The organism is Aquisphaera insulae (assembly GCF_011064615.1).
Classification (GTDB): domain Bacteria; phylum Planctomycetota; class Planctomycetia; order Isosphaerales; family Isosphaeraceae; genus Aquisphaera; species Aquisphaera insulae.
Genome location: NZ_JAALJH010000055.1, coordinates 1 through 22,780 on the forward strand (window position 1 = coordinate 1; position 22,780 = coordinate 22,780).

General features: G+C 68.3%; 14 protein-coding genes and 1 pseudogene. 9 read left to right on the forward strand and 6 right to left on the reverse strand.

Annotated features, from left to right (window positions below; all coding sequences use genetic code 11):
* A pseudogene (locus G6O54_RS37420) lies at window positions 1-272 on the reverse strand (hypothetical protein); the annotation flags it as partial.
* A gap of 302 nt (window positions 273-574) precedes the next feature.
* Between G6O54_RS37420 and G6O54_RS24430 the strand changes: the two are divergent.
* From G6O54_RS24430 to G6O54_RS24445, 4 genes are all read left to right on the forward strand, one after another.
* Window positions 575-1,432, forward strand: a complete 858-nt coding sequence (locus G6O54_RS24430; RefSeq protein WP_165229026.1) for an MlaE family ABC transporter permease — start codon at window positions 575-577, stop codon at window positions 1,430-1,432.
* Window positions 1,429-2,313, forward strand: a complete 885-nt coding sequence (locus tag G6O54_RS24435) for an ABC transporter ATP-binding protein (protein ID WP_165229028.1) — start codon at window positions 1,429-1,431, stop codon at window positions 2,311-2,313. The genes G6O54_RS24430 and G6O54_RS24435 overlap by 4 nt, the downstream gene beginning before the upstream one ends.
* A 55-nt stretch (window positions 2,314-2,368) precedes the next feature.
* Window positions 2,369-3,475 carry an MlaD family protein gene (locus G6O54_RS24440; protein ID WP_165229030.1) on the forward strand — a complete coding sequence of 369 codons (1,107 nt, stop codon included), beginning with the start codon at window positions 2,369-2,371 and terminating at the stop codon, window positions 3,473-3,475.
* Window positions 3,476-3,598: 123 nt separating this feature from the next.
* The gene (locus tag G6O54_RS24445) at window positions 3,599-4,930 is read left to right on the forward strand and encodes a Gfo/Idh/MocA family protein (RefSeq protein WP_165229032.1); all 1,332 of its coding nucleotides are present in this window, start codon (window positions 3,599-3,601) and stop codon (window positions 4,928-4,930) included.
* Window positions 4,931-4,989: 59 nt separating this feature from the next.
* Here G6O54_RS24445 and G6O54_RS24450 read toward each other — a convergent pair whose 3' ends face one another.
* From G6O54_RS24450 to G6O54_RS24465, 4 genes are all read right to left on the reverse strand, one after another.
* Window positions 4,990-7,017, reverse strand: coding sequence for a glycosyltransferase family protein (locus G6O54_RS24450; protein ID WP_165229034.1), 2,028 nt, complete (start codon window positions 7,015-7,017; stop codon window positions 4,990-4,992).
* Between the two features lie 60 nt (window positions 7,018-7,077).
* The gene (locus tag G6O54_RS24455) at window positions 7,078-8,211 is read right to left on the reverse strand and encodes a heavy metal-binding domain-containing protein (protein WP_165229036.1); all 1,134 of its coding nucleotides are present in this window, start codon (window positions 8,209-8,211) and stop codon (window positions 7,078-7,080) included.
* A gap of 85 nt (window positions 8,212-8,296) precedes the next feature.
* Window positions 8,297-9,352 (reverse strand): arabinan endo-1,5-alpha-L-arabinosidase, encoded by a 1,056-nt coding sequence (locus G6O54_RS24460; protein ID WP_165229038.1) that lies wholly within the window; start codon window positions 9,350-9,352, stop codon window positions 8,297-8,299.
* Window positions 9,353-9,430: 78 nt separating this feature from the next.
* A complete protein-coding gene (locus G6O54_RS24465; protein WP_165229040.1) occupies window positions 9,431-13,279 on the reverse strand; it encodes an ELWxxDGT repeat protein in 3,849 nt (1,282 codons plus the stop codon).
* A 258-nt stretch (window positions 13,280-13,537) separates the two neighbouring features.
* Here G6O54_RS24465 and G6O54_RS24470 point away from each other — a divergent pair, with 258 nt between their 5' ends.
* A complete protein-coding gene (locus tag G6O54_RS24470) occupies window positions 13,538-14,644 on the forward strand; it encodes a TIGR03032 family protein (protein WP_165229042.1) in 1,107 nt (368 codons plus the stop codon).
* Window positions 14,645-14,660: 16 nt separating this feature from the next.
* Here the strand turns inward: G6O54_RS24470 and G6O54_RS24475 are convergent, their stop codons facing one another.
* Window positions 14,661-16,562 carry a CocE/NonD family hydrolase gene (locus G6O54_RS24475; protein WP_165229096.1) on the reverse strand — a complete coding sequence of 634 codons (1,902 nt, stop codon included), beginning with the start codon at window positions 16,560-16,562 and terminating at the stop codon, window positions 14,661-14,663.
* A gap of 310 nt (window positions 16,563-16,872) precedes the next feature.
* On the opposite strand from G6O54_RS24475, the gene G6O54_RS24480 reads away from it, so the two are divergent.
* From G6O54_RS24480 to G6O54_RS24495, 4 genes are all read left to right on the forward strand, one after another.
* A complete protein-coding gene (locus G6O54_RS24480; RefSeq protein ID WP_165229044.1) occupies window positions 16,873-17,685 on the forward strand; it encodes a hypothetical protein in 813 nt (270 codons plus the stop codon).
* A gap of 117 nt (window positions 17,686-17,802) precedes the next feature.
* Window positions 17,803-18,729: a glycerophosphodiester phosphodiesterase family protein gene (locus tag G6O54_RS24485; RefSeq protein WP_165229046.1), complete on the forward strand. Its 927-nt coding sequence runs from the start codon at window positions 17,803-17,805 to the stop codon at window positions 18,727-18,729.
* A 141-nt stretch (window positions 18,730-18,870) separates the two neighbouring features.
* Window positions 18,871-21,279, forward strand: coding sequence for a PSD1 and planctomycete cytochrome C domain-containing protein (locus G6O54_RS24490; protein WP_250847052.1), 2,409 nt, complete (start codon window positions 18,871-18,873; stop codon window positions 21,277-21,279).
* Between the two features lie 4 nt (window positions 21,280-21,283).
* Window positions 21,284-22,687, forward strand: a complete 1,404-nt coding sequence (locus tag G6O54_RS24495) for a DUF1501 domain-containing protein (RefSeq protein ID WP_165229048.1) — start codon at window positions 21,284-21,286, stop codon at window positions 22,685-22,687.
* Window positions 22,688-22,780 lie beyond the last annotated feature (93 nt).

The following is a 22,780-nucleotide window of genomic DNA, read 5'->3' on the forward strand; positions in this document are numbered from 1 at the left end:
GTGTCTCGATCCCTCCCCCCGTCCCCATCCGTGCCATCCGCGTCATCCGTGGTCGTAACTCTTCTTCCTTCCGCGTTTTGGGTGCCTAGCCTTCGATGCCTTTCGAGTAGGTCGGTGATCGTCCCTCGGGCGACGACACAGGCCGCGGCGATGCCCATCTGCTCGATGTCATCGGCGTCGAGATCCAAGTCGGGGCCGACTTCCTCGTGGACGCGCCTCGCCACGACTTTCCCCCACGATTCGGCCAGCTTCTCGATCTCGGCCGTACCCATCGAGGATGACTTACGGAAAGGCATCGCAGGTCCCTCCTTGGACTTCGGGTGATAGACAATCTGGGAAATCAACCTTGACATCCTACCATCGATCGAGAGGCGCGCGAACCGCGTCTTGCACCCCGGGGCGGGAGGCATTTGCTGTCGGACTTGTCAATTCTCCAGGGAATGTCGAAGATGAGCAGTGCTTGGCCCTCCAGGGGAAGGGGGGCCCGGCGCGGCGGGCCTGCGGGACGCCGTCGCGGTACGGTCTCGGGGCGTCCCTCGCCGGCCGCGGACCGGAGCGGGGGAGACGACCCAGGATGGCTGTCGCCGAAGCTAGCGTCGAGCAGGACCACGCATCGAGCGTCACCACGCCCGTCCAGCGCCTGGGGGAGCACGTCTTCGACGCGGTGGTCGAGGTGGGGGACGTTGCTTCGTTCTCTGCCCAGACCATCGCCTGGATCTTCCGGCGGCGGCCCCGGTGGTCGGTGCTGGTCCCCATCTTCTACGCGATCGGCGTCGAGAGCGTCTCCGTGGTCGCCATCACCGGGACGTTCATCGGCATGGTCCTGGCCATCCAGGCCCACCATTCGTTCTCGATGATGGGCCTGGCCAGCCGGCTGGGGTCGGTGATCAACATCTCGGTCGTCCGCGAGCTCGGCCCGGTGCTCGCGGCGACGATGCTGGCCGGTCGCGTCGGCTCCTCAATGGCCGCGGAGCTCGGGACCATGCGGGTGACCGAGCAGATCGACGCCCTCACCGCGCTGGGGACCAATCCGATCTATTATCTGGTCGTCCCTCGCTTCCTGGCCTGCCTGTTGCTGATCCCCCTGCTGACCCTGATGGCCGACTTCATGGGGGTCATCGGCGGCGCGGTGATCTCGACCCAGGTCCTCGGCGTCGATTCGTTCGCCTACTGGAAACACTCCCGGGACTTCGTGGAGAGCATGGACATCTTCGCGGGGGTCTTCAAGAGCTTCTTCTTCGGCTCCGCCATCGCCCTGATCAGTTGCCATCGCGGGTTCAACTCGACCGCGGGGGCCGAGGGGGTGGGCAAGGCGGCGACCGAGGCGTTCGTCCTCTCCTTCATCGCCATCCTCTTCCTCGATTTCGTCATCGGGCTGGGCTGGAACACCGTGTATCAAGCGTTCTGGCCTCAGGCCCAGGGGCTCCTATGAGCGACGAGGCGCGCACGCCAGGGTCGGGGCAGGAGCAGGTCCGGCCGGATCCGCCGCGAGAGCAGGGAGAGGAGGTGTCGCGTCCCCTGATCGAGCTTCGCGGCGTGAGCATGCGATTCCGGACGCAGCAGGTCCTGCGGGATATCAGCCTGGACATCGAGCGCGGCCAGACGGTCTGCTTCATCGGCGAGAGCGGCTGCGGCAAGACGGTGATGCTGAAGCTGATCATCGGCCTGCTCCGGCCGACGACCGGGACGGTCCTCTTCGACGGCCGCGACATCGCCGGCCTGCACGGGAAGGACCTGATCAAGCTCCGGCTCCGGTTCGGCTTCCTCTTCCAGATGGCGGCGCTCTTCGACAGCCTGACCGTCTACGACAACGTGGCCTTCGGCCTCCGCGAGCACCACCTCTGCGACGAGGCCGAGGTCCGGAGGATCGTCGCCGACCGACTCCAGGAGGTGGGCCTCCCCGCGGGACTCGAGCGGAAGAAGCCGGCGGAACTCTCCGGCGGCCAGCGGAAGCGCGTGGGGCTGGCCCGGGCGCTGGCGCTCAACCCCCAGGTCATGCTCTACGACGAGCCGACGACCGGGCTCGACCCGATCATGACCGACGTCATCAACGAGCTGATCCTCCAGACCAAGAAGAGCCAGCAGGCGACCGGGATCGTCGTCACCCACGAGATGAAGACCGTCACCAAGGTGGCCGATCGCGTGGTGATGTTCTTCCCGCTGGCGCGACTCGGCCCGGGCGACCCGCAGATCATCTACGACGGGCCGCCCGAGGGCCTGGACGACGCGGCCGACGCGCGGGTCCGCCAGTTCGTCCGCGGCGAGGCCGGCGAGCGGCTCCGCGAGATGGCCCAGCAACGGACATCGACATGATCGAGGACTCCCCCGACGGCCGGCCAGGAGCAGTCACCCCAGCCCCGAGGCACCCATGAACGAACGGGTCATGCAGTTTCGGATCGGCATGTTCGTGATCGTCGCCGGGCTGGTCCTGACGATGCTCATCGTCTGGTTCGGCGAGTCGCCGGCCCTGCTCCGCGACCAGGGTTACCTCCGGGCCCGCTATGCGGAGGCGCCCGGCGTCTCGGAAGGGGTGGCGGTCCGTAAGAGCGGGATCCGGGTGGGCGAGGTCGCGGCCATCACCTTCGACGACCGCCCGGGACAGCCCGACGGCGTGCTCGTGACCTTCGCCATCGAGCGGAAGTACCCGATCCGGAAGGGCTCCGTGCCGCGCCTTTCTCGGTCGCTCATCGGGGACGTCTCGGTGGACCTCCTGCCCGGCAACGAGGAAGGGATGATCACGCTGGGCCGCACCCAGGCCGATGCGCCCATCGTCGAGGGGGAAGTCGCGATCGATCCCGGCAAGGCCCTGGCCGCCGCGACGCAGGCCTTCGACCAGGCGGGCGACACCCTCAAGAGCATCAACGAGGCGGCGATCGGCCTTTCGAAGATCACCAAGAATGCCGAGAAGCTGGACGAGTTCCTCCAGACCTGGACCGAGACCGGCCGCAACGTCTCCTCGGCGGGACAGGGGATCAGCGGCTTCATCAAGGAGAACGAGGGCGAATTCAGGGCGGCGATGGCGGATATCCGGAAGGTCGGCGCCCGGCTCAACGAGACGCTGACCCCGGAAACCCAGGATGCCCTCAAGACGGCGATCGCGAAATTCTCGTCGGCCTCGGCCCGGCTCGACGGCGTCCTCGGCGACGTCGCCCCGCTCACCCAGGATCTGGGCGCCCCGACGAACCACGCCCCGACCACGGACGTCGGCCAGGCCGTCCGCCGGATCAATCGGGTCACCGCGGACCTGGCGCTGCTCTCGGCCGCGCTCCGCAATCGCGAAGGGACGCTCAACACCGACGGCTCGCTCCAGAAGCTGCTCACCCAGGCGGAGCTCTACGACAACTACAACGCCATGGCCGTCAACGCCAGCCAGGCCCTCAACCAGTTCAAGACGATCCTCACGACCCTGAGGGCCTTCGCCGAACGCGTCTCTCGCGATCCGTCGTCCCTCTCGCGGGGGATCCTGCAGCGGTGAACGCTCGGGTCCGCTGTCGGAGGTGGCAGCCTCCTTGACGCGGCCCGTGCGTTCCGGTTTGATGGGCGCAGTTTCACCGCGGATCAGCACCCCTCCCACTCCCCCCTCTAGCGGAGGCCCGCCATGCGTTCCATCGATCGTCGCAGCTTCCTGCACAACACCGCCGCGCTCGCCGCGGCGATGGCCGCCGTGCCCGCCTCCTCGCCGAGGGCCGCCGCGTCGAGCGACGACCCCGACCCGGGCAAGCCCGCCGGGCCGAATGAGGTGCTGCGCGTGGCCGTGGTCGGCGTCCGCGGACGCGGCAACGACCACATCCAGGGCTTCACCTCGCTCAAGAAAGAAGCCCGCGTCACGGCCATCTGCGACATCGATCAGAATGTGGCCGCCACCCGCAGCAAGTACCTGGAAGAGCAGAACGGGACCGCCCCCAAGATCTACCAGGACATCCGCAAGCTGCTCGATGACAAGGACATCGACATCATCTCCGTGGCCACCACCAATCACTGGCACGCTCTGGCCACCATCTGGGGCATCCAGGCGGGGAAGGACGTCTACGTCGAGAAGCCGGTGAGCCACAACGTCAGCGAGGGCCGCCGCATGGTGGAGGCGGCTCGCAAGTACGACAAGATCGTCCAGACCGGGACCCAGTGCCGCAGCAGCAAGGGGCTCCAGGAGGCCATGGAGTTCATCCGGGCCGGCAAGCTCGGACAGGTCTACCTGGCCAAGGGCCTCTGCTACAAGCCCCGGGGCTCGATCGGCCACAAGCCCGACGGCCCCGTCCCGGCCGGCGTCGATTACAACATCTGGCTGGGCCCCGCGCCGGAGCGTCCGTTCAACGCCAATCGGTTCCACTACAACTGGCACTGGTTCTGGGACTATGGCAACGGCGACCTCGGCAACCAGGGCATCCACCAGATGGACCTCGCCCGCTGGGGCCTGAACAAGCACGAGCTGCCGAAGGCCGTGCTCGCCTCGGGCGGCCGGTTCGGCTACAAGGACGACGGCGAGACCCCCAACACGCTCGGGGTCGCCTTCGAGTTCGACGACTGCGAGCTCCAGTTCGAGGTCCGCGGCCTCCCCACCAACGACGAGCTCAAGGTGAAGGTCGGCGACATCTTCTACGGCACCGAGGGCATCCTCGCCATCAACAGCTACTCGAGCTGGCAGGTCTATTTCGGGGACAAGCTGGAGAAAGGGCCGTCCGGCTCCGGTAATGGAGATCACTACGCCAACTTCCTCAAGGCCGTCCGCGCCCGCGACCGCAAGATCCTCAACGCGGAGATCGAGGAGGGCCATCTCTCCAGCGCCTACTGCCATCTGGGGAACATCGCCTACCGCCTCGGCCGCAAGCTCCACATCAACCCCTCGACCGAGTCGTTCGTCAACGACGCCGAGGCCGACGCCATGCTGACCCGCGAATACCGCAAGCCGTTCGTGGTGCCGGAGAAGGTCTGACGCCTCCGATCATCGAGCCGCCCGACTCCGCGGTCGGGCGGCTCGATGAACCGGTCGGCTCAGCGTGCACGAACGCCCGCGCGCCCGAGCCACCCGACCGCCGCGAACACCGCGATGATCGCGGCGCCCGCGGCATGCAGCCAGAGGCCGGCTCCGAGCCCCCGCGGACGGATCTGGAGGACGACTCGGCCGCGATCATCGGCGCGAACCACGTACGGCCGCCGCATCTCCGCGCAGCGATCCGCGGCGAACGGCCGGCTGCCGTTGACCAGCCACCACGAGCCGGGGTTCTGGTTGATTGTGACTTCCTGGCCGGGCCGGACCTCCAGCTCGATCCGGTTCGGGGTCCAGTGGCGGGGCCGGACCTCACCCTCGTCCGTGGCGAATTCGCCCGCGTAATCGGGATGACCGCGCCAGAGGCGTGCGGTCGGCGCGTCCCGATCATAGCCCATCAAAGGCTCGAAGCCGTGGATCACGCCGTAGCCCCGGGAGATGGCGGGAAACCCCTCGCAGGTCTCGACCTGAACGATCTCCCCCGTCGGCAGCGGCGGACCGGGGAAATGGGACTCGTCCGCCGCGACGCTGAAGGCGACGGGAAGGACCTCGAACCCGTAGCTCACGTAGTCGGCCGCGACGGCCGCGATCGCCACGAAGGCCAGGCCGTTCCACCAGGGCTTGCCGATCGAACGGATCCACCCGATCGTGGAGCCGGCGGCGAGCCCGACTCCCAGCATCGACATGAAATGCCATCGCGTGATCACGTGCATCGTTGAGAAGATCGGCCAGTGCGACAGCCAGTACGTCGGCTGATACCACTCGGTCGCACCGGCAGAAAGCCACAGCGTCAGCAAGATCAGCGTGTGCCACCAGCGCCAGCCGCGCACCAGGCTTGCGAGGGCCAGCGACGGGACGATCGGCCCGAGGTATCGCACCGACTCCCAGAACTCGGGGAGGCTCTGCCGCTTCAGGACTTCCGCGAGATGGCGCCCGAAGAGCAGGCCCGGGACCATGTCGAGTGTCGACCGGAAGCTCGAGGGATAGGCCCGGGGGAAGTCGCGGTAGACCAGGCCCGTCGTGGCGACACGCCATCCGGCGAGGAGCAGGAACACCCCGATCGCCAGCACGGTCTGGTTGAGGAACCGAAGTCGCCCTTCACGGGCGCGGAGGGCCCGCAGCCAGACGACGCCCGCGATCAGGGCCGTGTAGACCGTGAAATACTGGATCCCGTTGAGCACGCTGAATGCCGTCCAGAAGCCCAGGCCAACGGCGTCCACCGGTCGTTTGCCGAGTCGCGCGAGGTGGTAGAGCATCCAGGGCAGGGCGGGATAGCACATCGAGACGTGGTAGGCCGCCACGGCCGCGACCAGCACGGCCCCATTCAGGCCGTAGATCAGTCCGGCCGCGAACGAGCCCCACGGGTCGCCGATCCAGAGCCTTGCCAGCCTTCGCGCCCCCTCGGCCGCCAGCAGGAAGCAGATCACGGTCGCGATCCGCATCCCGATCGTCGTCCCGAAGAGGAGGATGAAGGGCATCTGAACGCTGATCACGCCGCATTGCGGGTTCGCGGCCAGCGGGAATCCGCCGCGGGTCCAGGGATCCCACCAGGGGAACTCGCCGTAGTCGAGGATCGTCCTGCGGGCCGCCTCGTGCTTGCCCAGGAAGAGGTCCCAGTCGCCGAACCCGAGGTTCCGGGGACGTTCGAGCAGCGGCCACGCCAGGACCAGGCACGCGGCGGCCAGGAGGTAGGGCAGGCACCGGGCGAATCCCCGGGCCGGCGCGGGGTCGCCGGGCGGCGGATCATCCGTGTCCCTGATTTCCAGGATCCTCGCCAGGGCGATCAGGAGCCCGGTCCCGAAGAGACACCAGCCCAATCCCTTGCGAACTCCCCACGGGATCGCCATGAAGAGGTCCGGCGCCAGGGTCCCGAGCACGGCGAGCACCGCCCCCAGCACCAGGCTCGACTTCGGATGCCGGCGCACGACCTCGGCGAGGCGGCCGATCGTCGAGACGAGTCCCGACCAGGCCGCCCGGCGGAGGCGATCATCGAGCCGCGCCAGGGGATCGGTCTGTTCGGAGGTGTCCGCCAAGATCTGGCCCCCGAGATGGGCTGCCTGTCGTCCGCGGCCTATCCAGGCTCCCTCGCTGACTCAGGCCCGGTTGACGCTCCGCGCCTTGGGGGCGCCGGGGACGGTCGGCGGCTCGTCGAAGAAGGTGTCGCGGTCGCGGATGATCGCCTGGGGGATGATCTGGTCGCTCCGCGTGTGGACGGCGGCGTGCTTGCGGATGGCCGTGCCGATGGCCATGACCTCGACGAGGCCGCCGCCCAGCTCGTAGATGAAGAGCTTCACCCCGATGACGCCGTCGGCCCTCAGCTCCTCGGCCTCGAGGCGGATGTGGTCCAGGCAGTTCTCCCGGGCATCGTAGACCAGCCGAGTCACCCCATTGATCTCGCCGCGGGCGAAGGACTGGAAGAAGGCGCCGATGCCGCCGGCCAGGCCCAGGGCATAGACGCTCGTCCCCAGCACCAGGCGGAGCGGGGCATAGCCCAGCTGGGTCAGGTTCCAGAGCTCCTCGCCGGTCAGCTCCGAGGTGACCGGGATCTTGGGCTGGCCGAGCGCCGGGTTGTGCGAGCCCGTGCCGACCATGAGCATCTCGCGAACGCCGACGCCGAACGGCAGGATCTTGGTGATGATGTCCACCACCGCGTTGCAGCCCCGCTCCGCGGCCTCCGCCTCGAGCCGTTCGAGGGCGAGGTGCCGCGTGTGGTTGTACATGTTCGAGAATTCCTTGATCTCGCCCCGCCGCGCGATCATCTTCAGGCCGCCGGAGATCCCCCGGCCGATCCCGAGCGCATAGGCCACGTTCCCCATCACGAAGTGGCGGGGCTCGTAGCCGGCGTCCATCTGGCAGTAAAGATCCTGCCCCGTGCAGGCCGTCGAGAAGAAGGGCGTGCCCGCCGAGCCGCCGTCCACGGACGAGCCCAGCGCGATGAACTCCATCAGGTTGCCGATCTGTCGCAGCTCGGAGGTAACCCCCGTCAGGCCCCTCGCGTTGTCCTCCTGGGCTTCCTTCTCCAGGCGATTGATGGCGGCGTGTCGGCCATCCACGATGAGCTGGGTGACGCTCGAGATCTCACCGCCGGCAAGCGTCTTCAATCCGCTCGTGATGCCCCGGACGAGTCCCAGCGAGTGGACGCTGTTGCCGACCACGATGTTCCCCGGCCCGTAACCGAGCTGGGCCAGGCAGTAGATCTCATTTCCAGAGAGACCGGTCATCAACATGGTCGTCGCCTTTCCAGACATTCGTTGTGCAAACGAGCGTCGTCTCGGACTTCATCGCGGTCGTCAGGGAATCCTCGTCGAGGAGTCATTCGCGGCCTGACTCGGAAGATTCAGCCGGACCGTGGATTCCTCGCCTCTCCACCCGGCCAGCGGGGACTGCCCCGGGGCGGCTCTCGGGTTCCGTGATCGGGGGGCCCGGCCTGGGCCAACCGCTGTCGGTCCACGTCAGGGGGCGGATCTGGAGCGCGGGCCTGCCTCCGAACTCGGCGTCATAGGCATGGTGAACGAGGTACTCGTGATCGGCCTCCCGGAGCACCGCGTTGTGACCAGGCCCGCGGTATCGGCCCTGGCCGGCGAGGAGCAGGCTGCCGCCCCCGTCCTCCATCCGCCGGCCGGCCTCGTCCAGGTACGGCCCCTCGACCCTGCCGGAACGGCCGACCATGATCTTATAGGTGCTCTCCACGCCGCGGCAACATCGGTCAAATGAGACGAACAGGTAGTATTGCTCGCCTCGCCGATACAGGAACGGGGCCTCGATGGCCTTCTCCGGCCGGGCGGCGATGGTCATCACTGGCCCCGTCGGCTTGCCCGTCGCCGCGTCGAGCCGGACGAGCTGAATCCCGCCCCAGAACGACCCGAACGAGAGCCAGGGAGTTCCTTCTCCATCGAGGACGACGTTCGGGTCGATCGCGTTGAAATCATCGCGGCCGGGCTCCGACACGATCACGAGCCCCTCATCGACCCATCGATAGTCCGGCGAGGCCCGATCGAGCGTACGGTTCGTCGCCAGGCCGATGCACGACCTGTTCTTGCCGAAGGTCGAGGCCGAGTAATAGAGGTGGACCTTTCCCCCGAAGCGACTGAGATCCGGCGCCCAGAGATCCCGCACGCCGGGCACGGCCGCCTTCGCCCAATCCGGGATGACCTCGAGCGCCCGGCCGTCGCGGGTCCACGTCTTGAGGTCTCTCGAGCGCCGGATCGGAATCCCCGGCCCCGTCGAGAAGACGTAGAACCAGTCGCCGTCCTTCATGATGCAAGGGTCGTGGACCCGGGCCGCATCGCCCACCTGGCCGATCGCCGAGATCGCCGGCAGGAATTGGGCCGCCGCGAGGTAGCCTGCAACGAGGAGCGATCGTCTCATCGCGGGGCGATCTCAAAGGTGGGGAGGTCGACCGAGAACCCTCCCCCCAGCATATCGCGCCCGCGGCACGATCCGCGATCAACGACGTTTTTTCGCGGCGGCGGCCCTCATACCCAGGTCCAGCAGGGTATCGACGGCGGCCGTCGAGAGCCCCACCGGGCTGTGGGTCACCGAGAAGGACGGCGTCGCCGCCTTCTTCGTGATCGCGTACTTCGCCGTCCCTCCCGCGACACCGTCGCGGTCCCCGTCAACGGACCGTCCCAGCGAGTCGGCCACTCCCGCGCCGTCGATCCTCAACTGCACGTTGCCGCTGATCGCGAACTTCTTCTTCAGGGTCAGCGTGATGGTGCCCCCGGCGGCGTCGACCTTGAGGGCGCTGAGGGCGATCGGCTTCTCCACCGTCTTCTTGTTCTTCCCCTTCCCCTTCACCACGAGCTGCACCAGGCTGAAGCTCGAGAGGCTCGGGGCCGTGGTCGCGGATAGGGGCCCGCTCACCCGGACCGTCAGGCCCGTCAGCGATCCCTTCTTCGCGGTCAGGGCCACCGAGGTGACCGTCAAGAGAGAGGGCTGGACGGACACGCTGAGGCTCTGGGACGAGGTCAGGCCGTTGACGCTGTCCGTCGCCGCGACGGTGAACGAGTATGATCCCGGGGACGCCGCCGTGAAGTGGATGACCCCCGTCGCCGGATCGATCGTCGCCCCCGCGGGCGCGTCCGCGCCCAGGCTATAGATCGTGCCGTGCCCGGAGTTGGGGTTCGTCGCCGACACCTGCACCGTGACCGTGTTCCCCAGGATCGTCGTCTGCGCCGGGATCGAGGAGAGCGTCGGCCCGACCGGCGGGATGTCGCTGGCGACGACGGTGATCCAGGCCGTCGAGACCTGCTGCGGAGTGCCGGTGTCCTTGACGATCACCTGAATGTTGTAGGTCCCGGACGCCGTGGGCGTGAAATGGAACGCCCCGGTGGTCGCCCCGATCGTCGCGTCCCCCGCCGCCCCCTGGCCCAGGCTGTAGGTCAGCGACTGGCCCGCGTCGGGGTCGGTCGCCGTCACGGTGAAGGTCGCGGTCGTTCCCACGGTCACGGCCTGGGTCGCGATCGCGGCGATGACCGGGGCATGGTTGGTCGGCGGAGTGATGGCCCCGTTGACCAGCAACGGCTCCTGGCCATGGTATCCGTCGTCCGCGGAGACGATCAGGCCGTTCGCGAGGACGCCCAGGACCGAAGGCGTCGAGGAGCCGGCGCCGGCCCGGAGATCTGCCGTCAGGAAGGTGCCCGCGGCGGTCCCGTCGGTCTGCCAGAGCTCGACGCCGTTCGTCCCGTCATCGGCCGAGAAGTGGAGCAGGCCGCTGACGTACTGGCCGAGCGGGCTGTAATAGCTGGAGTAATCGTCGAAGCCGCCTGCCGAACCGGGGTTGATGTCCTTGATCCGGAACGTACCCGCGTCCGTCCCGTCGCTCCTCCAGAGCTCTCGTCCCGTGGCCCCGTCGTCCGCGGTGAAGATCAGTGCCGATCCCAGGGCGGCGAGTTGAAGCGGGGTGCTGCCCAGCTCCTCACCGGTCGGCGACGTCGGGGGGGTCGTGTTGATGTTCTTGACCAGGGAGGTCGTGGTCCCGTCGGTCTTCCAGAGCTCCTCGCCGTTGACCCCGTCATCCGCCGAGAAGAAGAGGAGGCCTCCCGCGACGGTGAGCTGCGAGGGGCTGGACGACCTCGAACCCGCCGCGATGTCGTTGACGAGCATCGTCCCGGCGGCCGTGCCGTCGGTCTTCCAGAGCTCCGTGCCGGCGACGCCGTCACCGGCCGTGAAGAAGAGCTGGTTGCCCAGGGCCGTGAACCCGGATGGGTCCGAGCCATTCGTCGAGGGACTCGTATTGATGTCCTTGATGAGCATCGTCCCGGCGGCCGTTCCGTCGCTTCGCCAGAGTTCGTCGCCGTGAGAGAAGTCGTTGGCCGAGAAGTAGAGTGCATTGCCCCAGGCCGTCAGCCCGGAGATCTGAGACCCCGCCGGTCCGGGCGCGATGTCGGCGACGAGCGAGGTCCCGGCGGCCGTCCCGTCGCTCTTCCACAGCTCGCTGCCACTCGTGCCGTCATCGGCCACGAAATAGAGCATCCCGTTGAAGACGGTCAGCGACGTGAGGCTCGATCCATAGTAGCCGGAGCCCTGGAACGCCTTCACCAGGGTGGTGCCGACGGTCGTGCCGTCGGACCTCCAGAGACCGGACGTGGCATCGTCGAGCTGGCCGGAGAAGTAGACATAGGACCCCATCGGCTGGAGGTTCCCCGAGGCGCCATAATTCGAACGCACCGCCACGTCCTTGACGAGCGTCGTCCCCGACACGGTCCCGTCGGTCTTCCAGAGGACCCGTCCGTGGATGCCGTCGTCGGCGGCGAACAGGACCTGGTCATTGAAGCGGACGGCATCCTTGTAGTACCAGGACAGGGAGGAAGACGTGTGTGCCGGAGTGAAGCTCTGGAGCGCGGTCGTCCCCGCGGCCGTCCCGTCCGACCTGAACAGGAGGCTCGCGTCGGACGTGTTGTGGCCGCGGAAGTAGAGGGACCCGCCCGCGGCGATCAGGTCGCCGGGGAACGATCCGTCGGGGCCGGGGTTGAGGTCGGCCACCGGACCCGTGCCCGCCGGCGTACCGTCGGTGGCGAAAAGCTCGACGCCGAGGTTCGGGTCGGACGCGGCGAAGTAGGCCCTGCCCCCCAGGGCGACGAGGCTGTGCTGGTACGAATAGTACCCCCGTTCCAGCGGCGCGATGTCCTTGACGAGCGACGTCCCGGCGATGGTGCCATCGCTCTTCATCAATTGAACGCCCGTCTCTCCAGCCGGCCGATACTCGAAGAGCAGCGTTCCCCCCAGGGGCGTCAGGCCGTACAGCATCGCCGAACTGCCGCCCGCCGATGGCGCCTCGCTGTTGGCGCTGAAGAGCATCTGCGTACCGGCCTGGGTCCCGTCGGTCTTCCAGAGCTCGATCAACCCGCCGTCCGTGCTCTGGGCCGTGAAGTAGGCGGTCGAGCCGATGACCGCCAGGTGCTGGGGATTCTGGAAGCTCGGAGCCGAGCCGGGCGCCGTATCGCTGATCCGGACGGCGGTCGTCCCGGAGCTGTCGCTCCGATAGAGTCCCTCCACTCCCTGCTCCGTGCCCGCGAAATAGACGCTCGTCCCGACCGCGGCGATGTTCTGATAGAAGGCGTAGAGACTCACCGAGACGCCGCCCGTGGCATCCGGGAACGAGATCGGCACCGTCCCCACCGCCGTCCCGTCGGTCCGGTAGAGGTGAGATTCGGAGGAGGATCTGGCACCGAAATACAGGTAGGATCCGACGGCCGTCAGGCCCGCCGGATAGGAGCTACCCGCCCCGGGATTGAGGTCCGCGACCTGCACGGTCCCGGCGGGCGTGCCGTCGCTCTTCCAGATCTCTTCCCCGTCCGCGGTCGAGGCGGAGAAGAAGAGCGTGGACCCGACGGCCGTCAGGTTGTAGAAGTAGCCGGAACCGCTGGTCCCCGTGGAGAAGCCCTTGACCAGGATCGTGCCGCCCGGGGATCCATCACTCTTCCAGAGTTCCTGATCCCCGCCGTCGCTGACGGAGAAGTAGAGCGTGGCGTCGACCGCGGTCAACTGGAAGATCGAGGCATTGGAACTCGCCGTCCCCGCGAAGCTCCTCAGCAGGCTCGTCCCGCCGAGTGTCCCGTCGGTCCGGTACAGATCGGAGCCGCTGGAGCCGTTCTCCGTCGTGAAATAGACCAGCGAGCCGACGTGAGTCAGGTTGTCGGGCGAGGTGTCGGTCGGATTGATGTCCCTGAGGATCGATGCCGCCATCAGGGTCCTGGGCTCGAGTTCCTCCAGCAGCCTGGCCGTTCTTCGCCCCCGACGACGCGATCGGTATCCGTCGAACGCCGATCGCCACCCTTGCAGGACGGTCGCCATCACGGTGTCTCCCAGGGGCAAGTCCGGGCCACGCTGCGGGCCGGAGGTCGTGAGCAATCGCTACGATGCACCGCACGTTCCACCGTCGATGTTCCGGTGGGTATTGAGACCGAGGGCCAAACCGTCTCGCGACGAACATCACGCCCTCAATCGCGGGCACAAGATTGTGATAAAGCACGTGCACCGGTACAATCAATTTCTCACGCACACTACCGAAATTGCCTCAAGTAGAATTTTTCAGCTCGCGGAGCCGAACCGATGGCGGAGAGCACCGAATCGAATGAGACTCCTGCCTCCGTTTATCGCTCAATACGGCACGAGTACACGCGGAACCTGGGGCCGATCCTCGATCAGTTGGGCGGCTCGCTCCTCGTCTCGACCTACCAGGCCGGGAAGGTCGCCGTCGTGGCGCCGGGGCAGGGGGGCTCTCTCGACCTGACCTTCCGCAACTTCGACAAGGCGATGGGCATGGCGATCGCCCCGGGGAGGATCGCCGTGGGCGCCCGGGGGATGGCCTGGATCCTCCGCGACGAGCCGCCGATCGCTCGCCGGCTCGAGCCCGCCGGCTCGCGCGACGCCTGCTACCTTGCCCGCTCGGCGATCGTCACGGGCGAGATCTTCATCCACGAGATGGCCTGGTCGGGCGAGAGCCTGTGGGCCGTCAACACCCTCTTCTCGTGCCTCTGCAACCTCGATCCGGGATACGCATTCATCCCCCGCTGGAAGCCGCCGTTCATCTCCGCCCTGGCCGCCGAGGACCGTTGCCACCTCAACGGGATGGCGTTCGCCGCCGGCTCCCCTCGCTTCGTGACGGCACTCGGCCGGGCCGACTCGCCCGGCGGCTGGCGCCCGGGGAAAGTTGACGGCGGCGTGGTCATCGACGTGGCCTCCGGCGAGACGGCCGTCCGCGGGCTCTGCATGCCGCATTCGCCACGCCTCCACGCCGGCCGGCTCTGGGTCCTCGACTCCGGCCGCGGCCGGCTCGTCCAGGCCGACCCCGCGACCGGGGAGCTGACCGAGGTGGCCGAGGTACCCGGCTATGCTCGCGGCCTCGCCTTCGACGGGCCGCTCGCCTTCGTCGGCCTCTCCCGGATCCGCGAGACGTCCACCTTCGGCGGCCTGCCGATCGCCGAGCGTCGCGGCGGGCTGAAGTGCGGCGTCGCCGTGGTGGACCTCCGCGACGGCCGGAACATCGGACTCCTCGAGTTCCAGACCGGAGTCGACGAGATCTTCGACGTCCAGGTGCTGCCGGGGGTCCGATCGCCGGCCTTCATCGGCCCCCATCCCGAGCTCGACGAGACCCCGCCGATCTGGAAGGTCGCACAGCCGCGATGGCTCGGCCCGAGCGAGGAATCGCCGCGTTGAAGGCCCCCGCGCGCACTCAGGGAATCACGGGCAGCTCGACCAGGCTCGCCTTGCCGGGGGCGTGAAAGACGCGCTGGGTCGCCTTCACGTAGTCGCCCGGCTTCGCCAGGAAGATATTGGGGACGAAGGTCTGCGGGTTGCGGTCGTAGAGCGGGAACCAGCTCGACTGGACCTGGACCATGATCCGATGGCCGGGCAGGAAGACGTGGTTCACGTTGGGGAGGGCGAAGCGGTACGGGAGCGGCTCGCCCGCGGGGATCGCCCTCGGCGTCTCGAGGCTCTCCCGGTATCGGCCGCGGAAGACGTCCATGGAGACCGCGAGCTGATAGCCCCCCATCGGCTCGTCCCCGGCGACCTCGTCCGGGTAGACGTCGATCAGCTTCACGACCCAGTCGGAGTCGCTCCCGGACGTCGAGGCGACGAGGCTGGCGATGGGCTCTCCGGCGACCCGCACCGGGCTCGTCAGGACGTCGGAGACGTACGCGAGGACATCCGTCCGCCCCGACGCCTCGCGCTGGTCGTCCACCAGCCATTCCGACCAGGTGTTGCCGCCGCCGTAGCCCATCGGCTGGATCGGCCGGCGTCGGAAGGGGACCGGCCTCGCCGGATCGGAGACGTACTCGTCGAATTCCGCGTCGCCGGCCGCCGGGGCATCGAAGCTCAGCGTCTGGCCGGCGCGGAGATAGAGCGGCTTCCTCGGCTCCTCGGGCTTCGGCGGCCAGCCCTTCAATCGAAGCCAGGTGTTCGTCCCGGTCTCGAAGGCCGTCACCGGGGCGATGTCCCCTTGCGGCGCCCCGTCCTTCAGGTAGCGCGCCAGGAAGGGGGCCAGGACGTCGCGGCGGAATTGCTTCGCCGTGTCGGCGCGGAACTTGATGGCCCCGAGTGCGCTGCCATCCTGGATCATCTGCCCGTGGAACCACGGCCCGATCGTCAGGAAGACCTTGTCGTTGTCCCTGTCGAGCGGCTCGATGGCCCTGTAGACGGCGGGCGCGCCGTAGATGTCCTCCTGGTCCCAGAGGCTGTGGACGAGCATCACGGGCACCTTCAGGGGCCGCTTGGCGAGCTGCCTGTCCACGGCCTGCTCGCGCCAGAAGGCGTCATAGCTGGGGTGCTCGATGAGCTTCCGCCAGAAGCCGGTCTGGTCCAGGCCCCGCCGCCGCCCGAGCTCGCCGGCCGATCCGGCTTGCATGTACATGTCATAATTATCGAAGTGGCTGGTCCACCATTTCGCCTCGCCCTTCCGGGTCCCGACCTGCTCGTAGATCCAGCCGACGTTGAGCTGGCGGAAGGCCCCGTTGTGGAACCAGTCGTCGCCGATCCAGCCGTCCACCATCGGGTTCATGGGGACCGAGACCTTGAGCGCGGGGTGCGGGTCCACGAGCGCCATCAGGGGCAGGAACCCGTCGTACGAGATGCCGAGGATCCCGACCTTGCCGTTGGTCTCCGGCAGGTTCTTCACCAGCCAGTCGATCGTGTCGTAGGTGTCGGTGGCGTGGTCCACGGGGGTCGGATTGAGCGGCCCCCGCAGCGGACGGTTGACGACGTAGTCCCCCTCCGATCCGTGCTTGCCGCGGACGTCCTCCACGACCCGGATGTAGCCGCCGTCGATGATCACGTCGGTCGCGTTGTCGTAGCCGGTCAGGACCGGCCCGAGGTGCGAGCTCTCGGCGTGGCTGGTGAGCCGATTGGCGTCGTATGGCGTCCGGGTGAGGAGGATCGGCGCGTCCTTCGCCCCCTTCGGGACCAGGACGACCGCGTGCAGCTTGACGCCGTCCCGCATCGGGATCATCACGTCCCGCCGTTCGTGGTCGAACCGGTCGTTGGTCGGCTTGAACTCGGCGGGGATCTCCGTCGGCAGGTCCGCATAGGTCGCGGGGGGCTTCGACGCCTGCTGCGCCACGGCCAGGCCAGCGGACATCGCCCACCATGCGATCGCGCACCACAGGCCCCGCACTCCCACCCCGGAAATCCCCTGCCTCATGGTCGTGCCTCACCCTTGCGTCACGCGATCGATCTTCTCTTTCCCGTCCGCTTCAGTTCGTCAAAACAAACTACCCGCTCGGCGCGTGGAAGTCGATTCCCGGGACCGCTCGGGGCCGCCGGCCCCTGATCGCAACCGCCGCCGGAGTTGGATTTCGCGACGACCTTGTGCGGTGGCGCTCGGCACTTGCGTTGTTTCTTGAAGAGGCCCAATCGCCGTTCACTTCGCACGCACCAGGGAGGCCGCCATGCATCCGACCAGCCGCCTCGCGCTCGCCCTGTCCCTCTCGCTCATCGCATCCCGGCCGGCCCTGGCGGCCGACTCGCCGGCCGTTGCGCTCCTGAAGGGGAAGGGCCTCGTGAAGTCGGGACTGTACTTCGTCGTCGACGAGGAGACGTCCGCCATCGGGAAGTGGAAGTCGGCCCGCTCCGTCCTCGCGGACTATCAGTCCGCCTCGGATCGGAAGGCCCGCTCCGACCAGTCGACGCGGAATGCCGTCGACCTGGAAGACCGCCGCGCCGAGCTCGAGGCGACGCTCGCGGAGCTCGACATTCAGATCAACGCCCAGGGCATGCCGCAGGGCGGCAACCAGGGTCTGGGCGGCGGCAGCGGAATGGGCATGGGACCGGGCGGCCAGGGCCGCGGCGGGTTCAACCAGGGATTCGGGAGCTCGCCCCTGATCGCCCAGCGGAACATGCTCCGCACGCAGCTCGCCCGGATCACGTCGATGCAGCGGTCGGTCGGCAACACGACCTCCGCCGAGGAGAAGAAGGAGGCCGAGGCCCAGAGCCGCAAGTCGCAGCAAGACGCGAAGGCCGCCCTCGGCGATGTCCGGTCCGCCGTCAGCTCCGTCCAGAAGCGCTACCAGGAACTCGCCGCGGACCCGTCCGTTCAGGCCGCGTTCCGCGCCCTGGAGAAGGAGAAGATGGGCGGCATGAAGCTCGGCCCATCGACCGAGTTCCGGAACATGGTGAAGTCCCTGGAGAAGGCCGAACGGGTCGTCCTGGGGAGGTCCAGGTCGGACACCTCGTCGCGGAAGAAGACGAGGACGAGGGGCTGATACACCGGGGCGACGAATGCCTTCACGCGATCGTCGCCGCGAATTCATGCGGCGCTCGTCGTCACCTGATAGTCTCGGGCTTTCGTTTCCAGACCATTCGCCCGGGATGATCGATCCATGCGCCTGACGATTGCCCTTCTCTTCGCCTGTTCGGCAGCGACCTCCGCCCTTGCCTTCGCGGACGAGCCGCGTCGCGTCTTCCCGCCATACTCGAGGCCGACCCTGATCGCCCACCGGGGCGATTCGGGGCGTGCCCCGGAGCACACCATCGCCGCATACAAGCTGGCACTCGAAGCGAACGCGGACTTCGTCGAGCCCGACCTTCAGGTCACCAAGGATGGTGTCCTCGTCTGCCTGCACGACACCACGCTCGAGCGGACGACGGACGTCGAGACGGTCTTCCCGGGCCGCTCGCGGACGATCCAGGGCAGGAAGGTCTGGCCGGTCGCCGACTTCACGCTCGAGGAGATCCGCCGCCTCGACGCCGGCTCGTGGAGAGGGCCGGAGTTCCGCGGACTCCGCGTGCCCACGCTGCAGGAGATGATCGACGTCGTCAAGGGCCACGCCGGCATCATCCCCGAGACCAAGGCGCCGGAGTCCTACGAAGCCCTCGGCCTCGACATGGCCGGCCTGCTGATGGACTGCCTCAGGAAGAACGGCCTGGACGGCCCGGGGGCCGACCCGAAGACGCCCGTCGTGGTCCAGTCGTTCAGCCTCGACAGCATCAAGTCGCTCCGCCGGAAGCATCACTGCAGGCTGCCGATACTGGCCCTCCTCCAGAAGCCCGCGCAAGCCCGGTCCGACGCCCTCGCCGAGCTCAAGGGCCTGGCCGACGGGATCGCGCCGAACAAGGAGCTCGTGACGGGGGACCCCGAGCTGGTCCGCAACGCCCACGCCCTGGGCCTGAGCGTCACGGTCTGGACCTTCCGGGCCGGCCGGACCGGCTCGTTTGCGACCGTCCGGGACGAGATGGCCCACTTCCTATACGAGTTGAAGGTTGACGCCGTCTTCACGGACAATCCCGACCAGTTCCCCGGCCGATGAGGAGGTCGGCTGGGTCGTGCGATCCTTCCTCGGTCGGGACGGCCCCGGCCGTTCTCTCTTGCCGCCAGTCCGTCCCCGTCGCACAATCGATGCGACGAGACCGTACCCTCGTCGCGTCGATCCCACCGACAAGAGCCCGCCGTGACCCGATTCCAGCGACGGAACACGCTGTCCGCCTGGCTCACCCTTGCCGTGACAGTCCTCTCACTGTCGGGCCGGTCCATGGTACGCGCCGAGGACACGCCGGGCCTGAACCGCCAGGTCATGCCGCTGCTCACGTCGCGGTGTGTCAAGTGTCACGGGCCGGCGGTGCGGAAGGGGGAGCTGAACCTGGCCACGCCTCGAGGCCTCGCTCGCGGCGGCAAGGCCGGCCCGGCGATCGTCCCCGGCAGCCTCGATGAGAGCCCCCTCTGGGAAGCCGTTGCCGCCGACGAGATGCCGCCGAAGGAGCCGCTCAAGCCGGACGAGAAGGCCATCCTCCGGCGCTGGATCGAGGCGGGGGCGCCCGGCCTGCCGAAGCTGTCTCCGGGCGATTCGCCGGCCTCGGACCACTGGGCCTTCGCGCCCCCATCGCGGCCCGTACCGCCCGCCGTGCGCGAGGCCACCCGCATCCGGAACGAGGTCGATCGCTTCCTCCAGGCCGCGCTCGAGGCCCGTGGGCTCACGCTCGGGCCGGAGGCCGACCGCGCCACCTTGATTCGCAGGGTCGCGCTCAACCTGACGGGGCTGCCTCCGACTCCCGACGAGATCGCCCGATTCGTCCACGATCCGGCTCCGGACGCCTACGAGCGGCTGATCGACCGATTCCTCGATTCGCCTCGCTATGGGGAGCGCTGGGGGAAGCTCTGGCTGGATGCCTCCGGTTACGCCGACTCCAACGGCTATTTCAACGCGGACACCGACCGGCCGCATGCCCATCGCTATCGCGATTACGTGATCCGGAGCTGGGCCGAGGATCGTCCCCTGGACCGGTTCATCGGTGAGCAGATCGCGGGGGACGAGCTGGCGGGATATCGCCCCGGCGCCGAGGTGAGCCTGCCGATGGTCGACCCGCTGATCGCGACCCATTTCCTCCGGAACGCCCCCGACGGGACGGGCGAAAGCGACGGCAACCCCGACGAGCTCCGTGCGGACCGCTACGCCGTCCTCGAGGGGACGACTCAGATCGTCGGCTCCACGCTCCTCGGGGTGAGCCTCCAGTGCGCGCGATGCCACGACCACAAGTTCGAGCCGATCACCCAGCGCGACTACTACTCCCTCTATGCCATCCTCGCCCCGGCCTACAACGTGGCGAGCTGGGTGAAGCCCGCGACCCGCGTCGTCCTGGGCGCCGCGCCGCCGCGCGAGGTCACGGCCTGGGAGCGACACGTCGCCGCGATCGACGCCGAGATCGCCGAGCTGAAGTCGAATGCCCTCTTCCGCGATCCCTTCTCGAAGCCGGACCCCAAACGGAAAAAGGTGCTGGAAGACGCCATCCGCGAGGCGGAAGGGCGACGTCTCCCTCGCCCGGGCTGGATCTCGTTCATCCAGGAGCCGGCCGGGACTCCCCCCTCGGTTCATATCCTGCGTCGAGGGCTCTACGGCGACGAAGGGCCCGAGGTCGCCCCGGCGCCCCCCAGCATCCTCTCCGACCCGGACAATCCCTTCGACGCCTCGGCATCGCCCGGGGGCACGTCCGGTCGCAGGCTTGCCTTCGCCCGATGGCTGACGCGTCCGGGGTCCAGGGCCTCGGCCCTGCTGGCCCGGGTGACCGCCAACCGGATCTGGCAGGGGCATTTCGGGACCGGGCTGGTCTCGACGCCGGACAACCTCGGCTATTCCGGATCGCCTCCGTCGCATCCGGAGCTCCTCGAGTTCCTGGCCCGGGAGCTCGCCGCCCGCGGCTGGAGCGCGAAGGCCCTGCATCGGCAGATCCTCCTGTCGGCGGCCTATCGACAGTCGAGCCGAGCCGACGCGCACGCGATGGAGGCCGACCCGGACAACCTCCTGATCGGCCGGTTCCCGGTCCGCCGCCTCGACGCCGAGACGATCCGGGACGCGATGCTCGCCGTCTCCGGCGAGCTCGACGCGAGAGCGGGGGGCCCGTACGTGCCGACGACGCTCGACGGGAACGGAGAGGTTATCGTCCGCGAGGAGACGGATGGGGCGCACCGCCGTTCCGTCTATCTCCAGCAGCGCCGGACCCAGGTCGTCAGCTTCCTCGACGTCTTCGACGCCCCCTCGATCGTCACGAATTGCACCCGCCGAAGCTGCACCACCATGCCGCTCCAGTCGCTCAGCCTGCTCAACTCCGACTTCGTCGCCGCGAGGGCCCGCGCCTTCGCCGACCGTCTCAGGCGTGACGTAGGCGACGACCAGGGATCGCGGCTCGATCGAGCCTTCCTCCTGGCGGCCGGACGGCTTCCGTCGGCGGCCGAGCGGGAGGCCGCGATCGGCTTCCTGTCCGACCAGCCGGATCGCTATGCCGGTCGGGACGACGCGCCGAACGAGGCGTGGATCGACTTCTGCCAGACGCTCCTCGGCAGCAACGCATTCCTGTACGAGGATTGACCTCATGGACAGCTCGCACTTCGGATCGAATCGACGTGCGTTCCTGGGCCGGACGGTCGGGGCACTCGGCCCGCTCGCGCTGGCCCATCTCCTCGAGCAGGATCGCGGCGGTGCCTCGGCGAGCGAACCGTCCCCCGGCCTCCCCACGGCCAAGGCGAGATCCGTCATCTGCCTCTTCCAGCACGGCGGTCCGAGCCAGATGGACCTCTTCGACCGCAAGCCGATGCTGACCAAATGGCACGGCAAGCCCCATCCCGGCCAGCTCGAGGTGCACTTCGACAAGCAGGCGGGGAACGTGCTCGGCTCGCCGTTCGCCTTCAGGCCCCGGGGCGAGTCCGGCATCGAGCTCTCGGAGCTCCTCCCGGGCATCTCGTCGATCGCCGACGAGATCACCCTGGTCCGATCGATGACCACGGAGTCGGTCGACCACGAGTCGGCACTCCGGCTCATCCACTCCGGCAAGTTCCAGGCGGGCAGGCCGACCTGGGGCTCCTGGGTCATCTATGCCCTGGGGACGGAGAACCGCAACCTGCCGGCCTACGTGGTCCTCTCCGATCCCGGCGGACTGCCGGTCGATGGCGTGCGGAACTGGACCTCGGGCTGGCTCCCGGCGGTCTACCAGGGGACGCCGTTCCGCCCGGGCGGCTCGCCCGTCCTCAACCTGGCCACGCCGTCGCGGGTCCCCTCGGCGGCCCGCGAGGCGCAGCTTCGGCTCCTCGACACGCTGAACCGGGCCCATCTCGAAGGCCACCCCGGCAACTCGGAGCTCGAGGCGCGGATCTCCAACTACGAGACCGCCGCGCGGATGCAGACGGCCGTCCCCGAATGCCTGGACCTCGCCTCCGAGAGCCTTGCCACTCGCCGGATGTACGGGCTCGAAGATCCGGCCACCCGCGAATACGGCTCGCGGTGCCTGCTGGCACGCCGGCTCGTCGAGCGCGGCGTCCGTTTCGTCCAGGTCTTCCTCAGCGGGCAGCCCTGGGACACGCACAGCAAGAACGCCGAGACGCTTCGAGGCCTCTGCCGACGCACCGACGGGCCGAGCGCGGCGCTCGTGAAGGACCTGAAGCAACGGGGGCTGCTCGACTCGACCATCGTCCTCTGGACGGGCGAGTTCGGCCGCTTGCCGATCTCGCAGGGGACCGACGGCCGCGACCACAACCGACACGGCTTCTCCCTCTGGCTCGCCGGCGGAGGCTTCAAGGCCGGCTACTCCCACGGCCAGACCGACGACTTCGGCTACAAGTCCGTGGAGGACGTCGTCACCGTCCACGACCTCCAGGCGACCCTCCTCCACGCCCTCGGCCTGGACCATCGCCGCCTCACCTACCAGCACGACGGCCGCGCGGACAGCCTGACCGACCCCGACGTCACGAACGCCCGCGTCGTCGGCGAGCTGCTGGCATGACCCGTCCACTCCGCGAACCTGCCGCGCGGCTCATCGGTGGGACCTCGCTCCGCTTCAGATTATCTGATAAAGTTAAGAACCCTCGAATCATGA

Coding starts and splice junctions, on each gene's coding strand:
- G6O54_RS24495 (WP_165229048.1), top strand. CDS start 21,284: ATGGACAGCTCGCACTTCGGATCGAATCGACGTGCGTTCCTGGGCCGG.
- G6O54_RS24445 (WP_165229032.1), top strand. CDS start 3,599: ATGCGTTCCATCGATCGTCGCAGCTTCCTGCACAACACCGCCGCGCTC.
- G6O54_RS24455 (WP_165229036.1), bottom strand. CDS start 8,211: ATGTTGATGACCGGTCTCTCTGGAAATGAGATCTACTGCCTGGCCCAG.
- G6O54_RS24435 (WP_165229028.1), top strand. CDS start 1,429: ATGAGCGACGAGGCGCGCACGCCAGGGTCGGGGCAGGAGCAGGTCCGG.
- G6O54_RS24440 (WP_165229030.1), top strand. CDS start 2,369: ATGAACGAACGGGTCATGCAGTTTCGGATCGGCATGTTCGTGATCGTC.
- G6O54_RS24480 (WP_165229044.1), top strand. CDS start 16,873: ATGCATCCGACCAGCCGCCTCGCGCTCGCCCTGTCCCTCTCGCTCATC.
- G6O54_RS24460 (WP_165229038.1), bottom strand. CDS start 9,352: ATGAGACGATCGCTCCTCGTTGCAGGCTACCTCGCGGCGGCCCAATTC.
- G6O54_RS24430 (WP_165229026.1), top strand. CDS start 575: ATGGCTGTCGCCGAAGCTAGCGTCGAGCAGGACCACGCATCGAGCGTC.
- G6O54_RS24485 (WP_165229046.1), top strand. CDS start 17,803: ATGCGCCTGACGATTGCCCTTCTCTTCGCCTGTTCGGCAGCGACCTCC.
- G6O54_RS24475 (WP_165229096.1), bottom strand. CDS start 16,562: ATGTCCGCTGGCCTGGCCGTGGCGCAGCAGGCGTCGAAGCCCCCCGCG.
- G6O54_RS24470 (WP_165229042.1), top strand. CDS start 13,538: ATGGCGGAGAGCACCGAATCGAATGAGACTCCTGCCTCCGTTTATCGC.
- G6O54_RS24465 (WP_165229040.1), bottom strand. CDS start 13,279: ATGGCGACCGTCCTGCAAGGGTGGCGATCGGCGTTCGACGGATACCGA.